The organism is Olivibacter domesticus (assembly GCF_900109575.1).
GTDB lineage: Bacteria > Bacteroidota > Bacteroidia > Sphingobacteriales > Sphingobacteriaceae > Olivibacter > Olivibacter domesticus.
The window spans coordinates 47,781-60,149 of the sequence record NZ_FOAF01000009.1 but is presented as its reverse complement, the minus strand read 5'-3'; the positions used below and the strand labels follow the sequence as shown (position 1 = coordinate 60,149).

The following is a 12,369-nucleotide window of genomic DNA, read 5'->3' as shown; positions in this document are numbered from 1 at the left end:
TATAAACATTATTTTCGTTTAAATGTCCGTATTCCTCGCTTTATTTCTTCAATGCTTTTTTCCGTCTCGTCGTTTGTCACTCCCGTAAGAATATAGTAGAGATTATCACTAAACAAGATAACCTGATATATATTTTCCGTTTCATCCGTCTTTTTATTTTTAGCAGATGCAAAAATCTCATACCCTGAAATACCATCAATGGAAACTTCATTAACATATTCAATGTTTTTGATGTTCATAGGGTTCTGCTTTAGTCTGTTGATTGAAAATGTCTTTTTGTCTACGGGAGTAATAGTTGAAAAGGACTTTGTCACTATGAGACATGTTTTGTCGTCGACTAAAGGGGGTAATTTGCCATCCACAGTGAATATAAGCGAGTTTGCAGCGCTTTTCCCGAATTTGAGTTTAGTTTTGGAAACGTCTATAGAATAGTCCAAAGCCTCAAACGGGTCAGTAACTTTCCCTTCATCGTAGTAGGTCGTCAACATTGATGCTTTAATTTCTTCGCCGATTTTTATGAGTTTTTCAGGAAATACGCCGTTAATTATGAACGTTTCACCCTCCGTACCAAACATTAGGATATATTTTGCGTAAATATTTCCATCAGCGTTTTGTGTTCCCGTTACAAAAATTGCTGGCAATTGATTAATGACATAATTTTCAATTGAGCTTACTTTGATTCCCTTGCTCAACAAATTTTCCTTGGTTATGCCTTTGGAAATTTCGGAATAAGGTCCCGGCATGTCTATTATCATGATGCTTGAACCGCTTTCTGTATGCTGATAGCCAAAGAAATGGAGTGCTTTAATAAAGCCAGTTGGAGGAATCATGCTAAGTTTAGTGCCAGGAATGACCTCATGGTGATGGGTTATCGTGTTGTCAATTTTAATCTGCCCAAAAGTGGTAATGACACAAAAAACTAAAAGTGTCGTAAAGCGTTTTTATCATTCGGTAATTTTACTAAAATAGATGGTGTCAGTGTTTTTTCGAGGATTATATTTTCATTATCTATCGCTTCCTCCCGTAAACATTTTTTCTGAAAATAGATATACACCCTCAATACCGGCACAGGCAAGGGACTTACCGTCAGATGTCATGTAGGTAAAAGTAGGCGTTATTCCAAGGGGATAAGAAAGAATTTTATTTCCATTTAAATAGTTGAATAAGATGACATGTTGATTTTCCATGCCAAAAATATGGTTCGGTTCATTAGAACGATAGGAGAAGTCCCACGGAAAAAAACCTTCATTATGATGATTATGTACAGCGTTCGATTTGGTGTTCATAAAAGCTACCCCGTTTCCATATACCATAACGTTATTGTTTTTTGTGCTGACTTTAAAGTAGGGAGTATACGTAACTGGAATGGGGGACTCGAAGGTCTTAATTATGTCGCGGCTCACTTGATCAATAACAACAATCTTGCGCAGATATCCAGAATATCCCATTATTTGCGTGCTATCATTGATTAGGCATGCTTGCCCGATACTGGCATATGTCCCGTCTTTTTCAGAGCCATAGTAGATTGTATCTTCCTTCGTGGAGTCGATTATCTTCCAATTGATACCAGCACTTCCTTCACTGTTAAGATTTACAATTCCAAACCCGTTTTTAGTAAAACGAATATCTGCTGGAAATATCGCCGGATATGTTTCATTGTCTTCCGGAAGTATATTTAACGTGATTGTTTTTACTAATTTTTTTGCGATCGGGTCGAATACAAAAATTTGAGGGTGATAAAAAGATGAAATATAAATAAATCCATTGTAAGGGTTATAGCTGATATCCTTTGACGCGTCCGGAACAGGAATGTCAAACTCTACTTTTAGGGAGTCTGTAGACAAGGAAACGAATCGATTAACATCCTCGATGTTCGTTAATGTTAGCCAAATATGCTTATTGTCGGGCGATAAGATTGTATTTAAAACAGAAAAACCATCAAACTGTATTCTGTTTGTGAAAAAATCTATATTAATCTTGTTCGTTAATGTGTTTCCCTCTTCATCTGTAACACTATATTCGAAAGGATATGTCCGGCCTAGTTCGGCACAGCTATATTTAAATTTAAACCCTTTTGAATCACTGGTGTAACTGATTCCCATATCGTCCGTTATACAATATTGGTAATTTGATTTAATGTAGTTAACCTTGATTTTTTTACTGAACGTTAAGTAAATGGAATCACTAAAAGGAGTTTCTCCATTCGTATGGTCTATCAGGGCCAGTTTAATGGGTTTGGGTTTTTCTGGAGGTGGAGAAGGAGGTGTGTTCTCATTCTTTTTACTGCATTTTGAAAAACTTACTAGCATAAATAATGCTAATATTAAGTGATAGGTTGACTTACTAAACATATATTCGATTCAGATATGCGAAGATAAAGGTTTGTGATGTAATAATTCATAGAGGTTGAATATTTTCAAATCTGAACTTGTAGCTGTCAATGCAAGTAAAAAGAATACTTTTACCCTAAATTATGGTAACCCTAAATCACTGAAAATAATCGACAACCGGGGTTTCTTTATAGGAGGGATGGCCTGAAGTATTCCAAAAAACAGAACCCTTTTGAAAGTAGCGGAGCAACAATTGCTTAATGACTACGATATGCTGTCGTCCTTCCTTACCGGGGCAGGCTTTTTCCAACACCTCGGGTGCATAATATTGTAGGTGCTTCGTTTCCTCTTTTGTAATGAGTTTTAAGAAGTAGCTATGGAGGTCATGTTGGCCCAGGCGTTCTTCTGTTACAGTACTGCCATCACTCTTACGGTGAACCTTTTTCAGTGGCTCACATCCCGAACCATAGACGGAATCGTCCAATAACTCCCATGGTTTTTCATTTATTAAGGCTTGCCAAAGTTTTGCTCCTTTCTCTTGACTGATTTTCTGTACTTCAAAATATGGGCCTACACCGGGGGCGGTGCGAGGATATTTCTTATTGCTGATATATTTTGCAAGCGAGTCAGGTAGTTCAGGATAGCTGTCGATATCATGACGATCATAATGATAAATAAACAGACTAACTGTATCTCCTTTTTTGCTCACAATAAACCTGTTGTCTGGTCCCGTTGAAAATGGAACTACTCCACTGAATATTAGTGTACTGTCAGCATAAGCTTTAAATAAATTTTCAAATTCGTCTTTATCAGATGTTTTAGACGCGTTTGCTGGTAGACAAAAAAAGGATATTAACATCAATATATAAAAGATTCTCATGTCTCGGCCTTTGATTTTATAGATGCTATATTAAGTGAAATTCCATAAGGGATTGTATTGCCAAATAATTTTTGCTATTTGGCAATACATCCTTTTTAATTACATAAAGGAGCCCCGCTGTTCGGTTTGTCCTTGCCGCCCATATAGTTTGACGATTTTTCTTCCATGTCACGAAACGGTCGTTTTCCTACACAGAAATTCAATAACTGTAAAGTTTCCATATTGTCTCTACTTAAAAACAATTATCCGATTTACTCGCCATATTTATGTTATGACTAATAATTTAATAGGTAAAGAACTCACTAATAGTACAGACAGCTAAAGCCGCCACCATTTGACCAATTATTTATTAGTATCATAATATTGTTTATCTTTAGAGTGTTATCAGCTAAACCTTAATGTATGGCAGACCAGCCCCATTTGACCTATAAAACCTTCTTCAATCGAGAAGCTGCAGAAGAAGTGCAAGAGCTTTTAAATGAGCATGGCATTGAAAGTAAAATAATAGAAAACTTCACTTCTGTTAGTTTAACCTTTTTAAATAATCCGTCTGAATCTGGAATTCAACTTGCAATACAGGAGAAAGACTTTGAGAAAGCGAATGATTTACTTAATCAGCTAACAGATGTAGAGAGCAGTGAACTCAATGGAGAGCATTATTTGCACAGTTTCACAGATGAAGAATTGTACGATATACTCGCCAAACCAGATGAATGGAATGAGTTTGATTATAATTTGGCAATTAAACTTTTATCAGAGCGAGGGAAAGATGTAAATGAAACTAAACTTATAGCATTTAAGCAAAAAAGAGTAGAAGATCTAGCTGAGGTCAAAAGGGACCAAAATGCTTGGGTTATAATCGGATATTTTTTTGCGTTTATTGGTGGTCTTGTTGGTATTGCCATAGGTTGGAGTTTGTGGAAGTTTAAAAAGACCTTGCCAGATGGGGGTGAGGTGTATGTCTATAACGATCGTGATAGAAAACATGGGCGTAGAATGTTCATTATTGGCATTATTGTTTTAATCAGTGCTCTAATCTTTAAACTATTTGTAGGTAAGATATCGTAACATGACAATAAAATATCAATGGATAGGCGTAATTAACGTTAACACCTTTTATCGATCAGGCAGCTGCTCAACATTCCTATATTGCCTCTAACTATGTAGGTACTTTAGCGTCTTATTTGCAGGGTAAGTACAGTGTGTCTCCTAATGACGCTGTAGCGCTTTCCTGGGCAGGATTAGGAAATTCCGAGCTATTCAAAAATGCGCAAACTTTTCAAATGCCAGATGGTACTACCATATCAAAAGACAATATGGGACATTTATCCGGAGATTATTTTGGCGGACTGGATAAGCCAAATAAAGGAACCCCATTGTGTCAATAGTAATTTAAAAAGGATGGTCTTCCCAGTGAATCGCTCGATGTCTGCTGGGAAGAACAGTCCGTAATTATGGAATGTGTGAAAAAAACGCATCCAACAAATAAGTCAAAAAGAGAAAAATGAAGATTTTATTTTTATATATATTGCTACCAATCTTTTGCCTAAAAACAAATGCTGTTGAGCTACAGAACACAGATGAACTTGAAAAATTATTCAAGCGCTACGCAGATAGCACACTGATATTTCGCGGCACAATTCCTTTGGCCGATGCACCGGAAAATCTTTTTATTATGAGTAAGAAGGGAGATACTGTTAATCTTTTTACCTACCACTATTACCAAGGTGATATACCACGATATCCAGAATCGCCGGATTCTTTGGCTGCCTATATAACGAAGGAAAAATATACACAAGATGGTATCAGTGTCGATCCATTTTTTGAGGTCTCAGAAATCACTCAAGAACAAAGTAAAAAATTATGGAACGCCTTGATGAAACAAGAACCATGGCAATTAGAAGACGATGCCGTATACGGTTCTGACTGTTCAGTAACACCAAAAGTTAGTACAGATACGAAGGGCAACACGGTTGAAGAATACAAGGGTAGAAACATTGGATCTCATAGTTATTTCGTTACACTTATAACCAAAGAAGACACGAAGCAGTTGAGTTATTATGCACCAGAAGATTTGGAGAAGGTCTGCCCTCCAAAAGATGGGAGAAAGCGTGTCATCAAAATAAAAGAGTTAATACTTAAATATTTTAGTAAAAACTCGGTGTTCTGGAAGATATCCGACAGCCCTGATTAATTATGATCGAGGTCAGATGAGGGTTATGAATTATCTGGTTCCTGCTATCGACAAAACATGTGAGCATTATTCGTCGTGAAAATTGTTTTATTACTTGTTAGCCAATAAAATCTTTGTCTACGATCCAAAAATTAGAGGCACATGAGGCAAAGGCAATACTCGCGAATAGCGCTAATAGTATTCTGCATGAGCGAATATCTTTGAATTTTTTATTTTTCATTCTTTTATAAAGTATCCTAAAACACTAAATTATGACACGTTAGCTCTCACTTTTTCTATATAAATGAAAAGCGATTTGGAGATGTGACCATCATTTTGCTGACACCAGCAAAATGATCCGGAATTACTTTTGTATTCTCTTGATCAGAAGAAGGTCCATTTTTTTAGAATAAGCAATCATTTACTCTGTCCTCAAACTTTTTACCGGGTTGGCGAAGGCAGCCTGAGCTGTTTGAACAACTACAACAAGCAATGCTATTAGGAACACCATTCCAAACAACACGATTGTCAGTCTCATATTTACTCCATTATTAAATACAAAAGATTGACTCACCTGATAAGCAATTATCAAGCCTAAGGGTGTGGAGATGCATGCTGCAATAAATAATAGATTCAAATATCCGCTTGACAGCTCACGAACCACATTTGTGACAGATGCGCCCAGTACCTTACGGATTCCGATCTCCTTTATGCGTTTTTCAGTATCGTAAGTAACCATCCCGATTAGGCCTAATATCGAAATAATAAAGATTGAAAGACTCGCGAAGCCCATAAACCCCATATCAGCACTAGGATTGTAACGCTCATACAGCTCCTTCTCATAGTCGGAAAAAGTAAATTCCTGATATCTAAAATGTCTTTTCCAAATTGGTAGCCATGCCGCTTTTAACGCTGATGCTGCCATTTGATCTTTAACTTTAACGCTTAGCACCTGAAATTGCGAGGGATTATACTGCATGACCAACGGGTTGGCCCCAAACTGGTAAATGTAATAGCAGAAATTTTTTATTACTCCCGCAACGATGACCTGTTTGTCATTTAATACAATTTGTTTTCCAATTGATTCATAAGGAGATCCCAGCCCCAGTGTATACAAGGCTTGTTCGTTCAGCAACACAAAATTAGATACAGAATCAGCCGTGCTTTCCGGAATATTATTCCCTGCGATTAATTTCAAGTTCATGTTTGTAATAAACGCGGCATTCGCGGCATAATAACTAGCATTGACTGCTTCAGAAACTTCGGTTTTCTTTACCGTACAATTGGCTGAGGTACCACCGAAGGGAGTTGAAACGAGCCCAATACGTTCTACCTCTTTTTGTTGGACTAATTCATTTTGTATTAGCTTATAATTTCCGGTTACAGTAATGTTATAAATGTTTTTTCTGTTAAAATTCTCATTATCTGTTGCCATGTATTTAAACTGTCTGTAAAACGAAGTTATAAAAATCAAAAAGCAGCATGTAACTACCAGCTGGATGAGTATCAGTCCTTTTTTTAAACTTACTTTTCCAAATGACGCCGGATTTACATTGCCCTTCAGCACATTGACCGGCTGAAAGTTCGACAATAAATACGCAGGAGCGGCACCTGCAATTATGCCGGTAAAAAAAGTAAACGTAACAAATACTAGCCATAAAATAAGATTGTTGTCAGCTTCCCATATGATCCAGGGCATGTGTAAAAACTGTTGCATAAGCTTTAGCAACGTAAATCCCAGCGTTAAGCCGAATAATGCCACTACTACCGCCTCGCAAATAAATTGTGCTAATATCTGATGACGTAAAGCGCCCGTCACCTTTCTGACACCCACTTCTTTTGCACGGCTTAATGAACGTGCCAAGGTAAGGTTTGTGTAATTAAAGCCTGCCAATAGAACAATTCCTATCGCCATAAATAGATTCACCAGTATATCTATATAATCTTCAGTGTAAGGATTGTCCTGTAGATTTTCAAAATCAGGTGAAATGTCTGTTAGCGGCTGACGGCGAAAAGAAAATTTCTTGTTTTCTAGCGGAGAATTTCTATTGATGTCGTTGGCGGTGGTATTTAGCGCAGAAGCAAATGTTGCATCGGCTGTACCCGGTCTTACCAAAACATAGGTATACGCAGTACGATCGTTGTCGAGTTTTTCCTTGCTAAACTTCTTATATGTGGCAATTGACACCATAGCATCGCTACGGAAATGAGTCCCTCTTTTATAAGGCTTTAGAACACCCGTTACCGTCAACAATCCATAATCAGGATGTGTAAGCGTTTTACCAATTGGGTTGGCGTTTCTGAAGAATCTTTTTGCCATTTCGTCTGATAGCACCATGGTATTCGGGGCTTCCGAAAAAGTTCCGTTATCAAGCGGAAAGGCAAACATTTGGAAAAACTGGGGCTCAACATATATTGGATTCACTGAAATTCTTTTTCCATTATTTTCAAGCTGCCATCCATAGCCTCGGCATACCGTGGTAGCCTGTTCGATAAAAGGATAAGTTTTCTTGATATTTTCTGCTAAGGTAAAAGGAGAAGAAGCATAGGAGGTTAATGCTCCTTCTTTTTCAGTTATATCAGTAATAATTCTATATGTTCTTTCTGGGTATGGATGAAAATTGTCATTTTCAAAAACTACCACAACCTGTATTAAACTCAGCAGCGCGAAGGGAATCGCAATCCCAAGTCCAACGATGTTGATTAATGAAAACATTTTATGCTTCCACAAATTTCGCCAGGCAATTTTTAAGTAGTTCTTTAACATGAGAAAAACAATTGAATTCAATAAACTTAGCAGATATTAGGCCAATTGATCAAAAGCTCGTATTCGTAATTATCAAAGCTTTTTTTCTCAAACTGTATTTTTGAAAAGTGTTCGGAAACGAACACCTACTGTATCGTAGCGATACAACTGGCAACTAAATCGGTTTGCTTTTGTTGCAGGAAAGGTTTTGTCCAATGCTATAATACCATCATAGTCTAACATGTCCGACAACCTTTTTTTGTCGTCCGGAGCAAGAATTTTCAACTGGTTAGCGGCACTAACCACTTCACTATTTTCCTTTTTTAATTTGGCTTTGAGATATTTCCAATAGTTTCAGGTTTTCGTATAGTCATTTTGATCGGTCAGTACTGCAACGTTGCTTCTTTCTCTTGTTGTGATTATTTTGCTGACGTAGCCATGGCTTTTTTATTGGAGATCACAATTTGTGATGTTAAAACTCTTTTGATTAAGGTATCGCAATTTGCGATACCTTAATGCATTAGCTGTCACGATCGCATGCTTTAGCTTCTCAAACCGGTCACAGATTGTGACCAGTTCATTTTTTTCTTCGGCAGTAAGCTGAAAACGGAAGTTTTGAGGAAACCAATCAATGTTTCTTTTAACGGCTTGGTTGATCGCTTTTATCTCTACTTCATAAAGTTCAGCAAAATTCCTATCAATCATTACCTGTACACCCTGGATATTAAATATCCTTTCCTGCAGAATATTGTCTAATATAAGAAGATCCTGATTTGGATTGTTAATATTAATTTTGGTCATTGTCATGGCATCATTGGCAGGAATACCAAATTTGTTTTGTAGAAAAGAAGATAATGCGCTTAGATAATTTGCAGCAATATAAGAATGTTGCGCAGTTTGCTTCTTATAATCGATATTTCTATAGCTCAAGTATCCATGTAATAACTCATGCGCAAGTAGTGACGCTACGCCTTCTTTGGATATAGTGCTCAATGCCAGATTATCAATCCTAATTTCCGCCGAGAACTCTAACTTTATAATCTGATGATTAGGATCAGTAAAGGTTTTAAGTGACCCATTGAGCATCTGTGCAGGTTTGCCATTAGTTGTTTGCCCCTCAGATGTTTATTAGGTGAGATATTATGAAGCTAAGATGAAAATAAAACATCGTGCATTTTCAGGATATCGTTTGTGTCAAAAGCAGAATGAAAAAATCTAAGTAGCTTTATATACTGATTCAATTAAATTTGATATGGAAGAATTTAGATTCAACGTTATAAACTTTTTAATTCTGATATCACCACTTTTGCTTGGTATCACTTACATTTTAACAAAAAAAGAAAAAACCTTTCCGTTAATTTTTGCAATACATATCGGGATGTTTGTTATATACATGACTTTTTTATATTACTATGCAGAACTGTTGGCAGGACACGACGAGTATGGGTTAGAGAAAGTTGGATTATATATTCTCTTTATAGTCAGCCATATTTACATTGGATTTTTTTATGGGGTTTATTTAGCCTACAGAAGAAGAAAGTAAGGATGATATTATAGTAAATTAGGCACAGGTAACGATAATGAAGATAGTATTTGCAACCTCTTAAAATAAAAGATAACCAATGGAAGATTTAAAAATAAAACAGGCAGAATTAATAGATCTTAATGATTGTGCCTCTCTTTTCGACGAATATCGTGTGTTTTATAATGCCGAAAGTAACCTTGATAAAGCTAAACATTTTATTGAAGAACGATTAAGAATGGGAGATTCGACTATATTCTTGCTAAGAGAAAGTAACAAGGCCGTCGGATTTGCGCAATTATATCCATCGTATTCCTCTGTCAGCATGTCAAAAATATTTATTCTGAATGATCTTTACGTGGTTAAGTCGAGGCGCGGTAGGGGCCATGGTAAACTATTAATTAATGCAGTTTTATCCTATGCAAAAACAGAGGGATGTGTTCGCGTATCTCTGAGCACAGCAAAGGATAATCCTGCTCAAAAGTTATATGAAGGAGTTGGCTTTAAAGAAAGCAGCTTTAAGTTTTACAATTTTAATCTTTAATTTTTCAACTTTGTTGGCATATCGTTAGACGAAAATGGATTCTTTTTTTTGAGTTGTTTCGGGTCTAACATTTTAATATCAGGAATTCCACGCTTTATAAAATGTATAATTGGAGGGAAAACTATTGCATCATGTAATGTGCGCATTCCTCTCTCATATTCCCATAAATTTGATAATGATTTTTCAAATGTACTATCATACCGAAGGGTATCAGGATTTTCCTTTATTTTTTCTCCATCGAAATCAAAGCGAGGTGTATCTTGAGGGATAGCAAAAACGAAAACAGGAAACACTACCGATGTATTGCTGATCTTCATTTTTTTAAATACATCTTTCGGAAGTTCTTCTTTCACCCTTTCTATAGAACGTGAAAAAATAGCAGTATCCATTTCAGCAGATGGCTGTATGTCGGTATAGCAACCATTAGGTCCTATCAAGAATTTGAGGCTAAAAAAATGATGCCTTAAGTCTGCCTTAGAAAAAACATTAGACCACCTAAATCTAAAGGATTTGTTTACCGAAGTATAAATTTCGTCTTCAATTGCCTGCGTCTCACTTTTAATAGCTTGTTGAGCTATTGCTGTATTTTTAAAAACGCTTATGAAGAGAAGTAAAAAAAATAATCTAATTACAATATTTCGTGCCTGAACTTCCATTTTTATGGCTGCTAATTGCGGTGACAATATCATTTATTTCTGCCGGAGACGGTTTACTGTTATAAACGGATTAAATTTAAGTCATATTCTTACCATAAGATAGCACTTGCCAGCCATCTTTTTCTTTTTTCAGTTTAAAATCTGCCAGTACGCCAGAGAATATATTTAAGATCATACACCTAGCTGTATCTCCCTCAATTTTCAAGTATTCAAATGATAAGAGCAATTTATCATGATTGTATCCAAAGTCATATTTAGGGTAACCTTCCGGCCTTTTCATGAGTTCTATATGCTTTGAGGAGTTCAAGTGCAGATTTGCCGTGTCTTTCACTATTTCACTTTCAACCAAATACATGGTGTCAAATGGTATTGCATTTATTAATTCGTTGAATTCCTTATAATGATAAGCCTTGCTTAGAATTATGGAGGTATCCGCAGCGACAGCTATTTCTTTATTTTCTGATTGAGATTTTGTAGTGAAATTGAAGCTGATAGCTAAGATGGTTGTTATGATTAGCAACAACCTTAATTTTAAAATATTGTTGTTCTTCATCCTATTAAATATTTTTAATAGCGGTTTCATAAAACGCTTATCATTTTAGCAGTATTAAACCTGCTTAATTTAACAGTCGACGTGTTAAGATATAATTTAACCTTATTCGCAAAGATTTATTTACACATAATGCCTGTTTCCCTACACGAATTAGTAGGGAAGCGTGGACGAGCGTTGTAAAAGAACGTCAATTAATCGCTAAGAGAGAATCAGCAGCTATCCTAGAAGTCACAGTGAATGGGTTAAAAGAAACAATAACGCTGTAGCATTTGATAAAAGATCTGATTTTAATGAAATTCCATAAACTGTCAGATCGAAATGCTGATTATTATTACAATTTACGTCTGACGTAAAAGTCGATCGAAGAACGCATTCTTTCAACAATTTTCTATAATTATTTGTAAACAATAAAGCTATTAATTATATTACGATGTTGTCAGACTAAAACATTAAACTAAACTAAAGAAATTCACAAAGGGTTAATTAAATACGGTGGGATGAGAGAATGGAAAATTTATAGCCTTTTCAAAGAATCTATTACCACTATCAATATTTTGTACTATGAAACTTAAATTTATCATTCCTTCACTTGTTTTGTTCCTTGGGAACATTGTTACGACCCATGCCCAGGACATAAAAGGTACTTGGTCTGGATTAATCCAGATACCGCAAGTCGAGCTACCGTTAGTATTACATGTAGATGCGGTTGACGGAAAATATCAAGGCACTGTGGACAGCCCCAAGCAAGGAAAATTTGGGTTTCCTGTTGATACAATAACTTTTGAAAATGAAAATTTACGTTTTGTTTTAGTTAAACTTCAAAGTGTTTACGAAGGTAAAGTTGTGCAGAAAGATTCCATTGAGGGTAATTTTACTCAACGAGGAGCCAAAATGCCTTTAAACCTCGGAAAAATAAAAGAAGAACAAATAAGTAAATAGCCATTGCTTTTTTTATCTTTTTCGAG

The 12,369-nt window shown here is 36.0% G+C and carries 13 protein-coding genes; 5 read left to right on the top strand and 8 right to left on the bottom strand.

Translation table 11 applies throughout. The features are described from left to right. Nucleotides 1-8 precede the first annotated feature (8 nt). The 4 genes from BMY50_RS22730 to BMY50_RS28630 form a co-directional block, all read right to left on the bottom strand. On the bottom strand, nucleotides 9-830 hold the full coding sequence (locus tag BMY50_RS22730) for a hypothetical protein (protein ID WP_093329523.1): 822 nt from the start codon (nucleotides 828-830) through the stop codon (nucleotides 9-11). 174 nt (nucleotides 831-1,004) lie between these two features. After that, nucleotides 1,005-2,351 (bottom strand): YncE family protein, encoded by a 1,347-nt coding sequence (locus tag BMY50_RS22725; RefSeq protein WP_093329520.1) that lies wholly within the window; start codon nucleotides 2,349-2,351, stop codon nucleotides 1,005-1,007. Nucleotides 2,352-2,487: 136 nt separating this feature from the next. Continuing rightward, a complete protein-coding gene (locus BMY50_RS22720; protein WP_139202319.1) occupies nucleotides 2,488-3,210 on the bottom strand; it encodes a hypothetical protein in 723 nt (240 codons plus the stop codon). Nucleotides 3,211-3,305: 95 nt separating this feature from the next. After that, entirely contained in the window at nucleotides 3,306-3,431 is a 126-nt protein-coding gene (locus BMY50_RS28630; RefSeq protein ID WP_262496945.1) for a hypothetical protein, read from the bottom strand. Nucleotides 3,432-3,612: 181 nt separating this feature from the next. Between BMY50_RS28630 and BMY50_RS22715 the strand changes: the two genes are divergently transcribed. The 3 genes from BMY50_RS22715 (at nucleotide 3,613) to BMY50_RS22705 (ending at nucleotide 5,404) form a co-directional block, all read left to right on the top strand. Beyond that, nucleotides 3,613-4,278 carry a hypothetical protein gene (locus BMY50_RS22715; protein WP_093329514.1) on the top strand — a complete coding sequence of 222 codons (666 nt, stop codon included), beginning with the start codon at nucleotides 3,613-3,615 and terminating at the stop codon, nucleotides 4,276-4,278. Nucleotides 4,279-4,394: 116 nt separating this feature from the next. Next, nucleotides 4,395-4,598: a hypothetical protein gene (locus tag BMY50_RS22710; protein WP_139202318.1), complete on the top strand. Its 204-nt coding sequence runs from the start codon at nucleotides 4,395-4,397 to the stop codon at nucleotides 4,596-4,598. Nucleotides 4,599-4,714: 116 nt separating this feature from the next. After that, nucleotides 4,715-5,404, top strand: a complete 690-nt coding sequence (locus BMY50_RS22705; RefSeq protein WP_093329509.1) for a hypothetical protein — start codon at nucleotides 4,715-4,717, stop codon at nucleotides 5,402-5,404. Nucleotides 5,405-5,804: 400 nt separating this feature from the next. Here the strand turns inward: BMY50_RS22705 and BMY50_RS22700 are convergent, their stop codons facing one another. Further along, entirely contained in the window at nucleotides 5,805-8,150 is a 2,346-nt protein-coding gene (locus BMY50_RS22700; RefSeq protein ID WP_093329506.1) for an ABC transporter permease, read from the bottom strand. Nucleotides 8,151-8,576: 426 nt separating this feature from the next. Continuing rightward, nucleotides 8,577-9,215, bottom strand: a complete 639-nt coding sequence (locus BMY50_RS28370; RefSeq protein WP_202907920.1) for an ORF6N domain-containing protein — start codon at nucleotides 9,213-9,215, stop codon at nucleotides 8,577-8,579. A 536-nt stretch (nucleotides 9,216-9,751) separates the two neighbouring features. Between BMY50_RS28370 and BMY50_RS22680 the strand changes: the two genes are divergently transcribed. Next, entirely contained in the window at nucleotides 9,752-10,195 is a 444-nt protein-coding gene (locus BMY50_RS22680; RefSeq protein WP_093329500.1) for a GNAT family N-acetyltransferase, read from the top strand. Here the strand turns inward: BMY50_RS22680 and BMY50_RS22675 are convergent. Beyond that, nucleotides 10,192-10,851 (bottom strand): hypothetical protein, encoded by a 660-nt coding sequence (locus BMY50_RS22675; RefSeq protein ID WP_139202317.1) that lies wholly within the window; start codon nucleotides 10,849-10,851, stop codon nucleotides 10,192-10,194. The two genes, BMY50_RS22680 and BMY50_RS22675, sit on opposite strands and share 4 nt — an antisense overlap. Before the next feature lie 76 nt (nucleotides 10,852-10,927). Beyond that, nucleotides 10,928-11,404, bottom strand: a complete 477-nt coding sequence (locus BMY50_RS22670) for a hypothetical protein (protein WP_139202316.1) — start codon at nucleotides 11,402-11,404, stop codon at nucleotides 10,928-10,930. A gap of 561 nt (nucleotides 11,405-11,965) precedes the next feature. On the opposite strand from BMY50_RS22670, the gene BMY50_RS22665 reads away from it, so the two are divergent. Continuing rightward, complete coding sequence (locus tag BMY50_RS22665; RefSeq protein WP_093329493.1) at nucleotides 11,966-12,343, top strand: hypothetical protein; 378 nt, start codon at nucleotides 11,966-11,968, stop codon at nucleotides 12,341-12,343. Nucleotides 12,344-12,369 lie beyond the last annotated feature (26 nt).

What these genes read in the sequence shown, in the direction of transcription:
- BMY50_RS22680 (WP_093329500.1), top strand. Translation starts at nt 9,752, where the DNA reads ATGGAAGATTTAAAAATAAAACAGGCAGAATTAATAGATCTTAATGAT.
- BMY50_RS22675 (WP_139202317.1), bottom strand. Translation starts at nt 10,851, where the DNA reads ATGGAAGTTCAGGCACGAAATATTGTAATTAGATTATTTTTTTTACTT.
- BMY50_RS28630 (WP_262496945.1), bottom strand. Translation starts at nt 3,431, where the DNA reads ATGGAAACTTTACAGTTATTGAATTTCTGTGTAGGAAAACGACCGTTT.
- BMY50_RS22725 (WP_093329520.1), bottom strand. Translation starts at nt 2,351, where the DNA reads ATGTTTAGTAAGTCAACCTATCACTTAATATTAGCATTATTTATGCTA.
- BMY50_RS22730 (WP_093329523.1), bottom strand. Translation starts at nt 830, where the DNA reads ATGATTCCTCCAACTGGCTTTATTAAAGCACTCCATTTCTTTGGCTAT.
- BMY50_RS22670 (WP_139202316.1), bottom strand. Translation starts at nt 11,404, where the DNA reads ATGAAGAACAACAATATTTTAAAATTAAGGTTGTTGCTAATCATAACA.
- BMY50_RS22720 (WP_139202319.1), bottom strand. Translation starts at nt 3,210, where the DNA reads ATGAGAATCTTTTATATATTGATGTTAATATCCTTTTTTTGTCTACCA.
- BMY50_RS22700 (WP_093329506.1), bottom strand. Translation starts at nt 8,150, where the DNA reads ATGTTAAAGAACTACTTAAAAATTGCCTGGCGAAATTTGTGGAAGCAT.
- BMY50_RS22715 (WP_093329514.1), top strand. Translation starts at nt 3,613, where the DNA reads ATGGCAGACCAGCCCCATTTGACCTATAAAACCTTCTTCAATCGAGAA.
- BMY50_RS22665 (WP_093329493.1), top strand. Translation starts at nt 11,966, where the DNA reads ATGAAACTTAAATTTATCATTCCTTCACTTGTTTTGTTCCTTGGGAAC.
- BMY50_RS28370 (WP_202907920.1), bottom strand. Translation starts at nt 9,215, where the DNA reads ATGCTCAATGGGTCACTTAAAACCTTTACTGATCCTAATCATCAGATT.
- BMY50_RS22705 (WP_093329509.1), top strand. Translation starts at nt 4,715, where the DNA reads ATGAAGATTTTATTTTTATATATATTGCTACCAATCTTTTGCCTAAAA.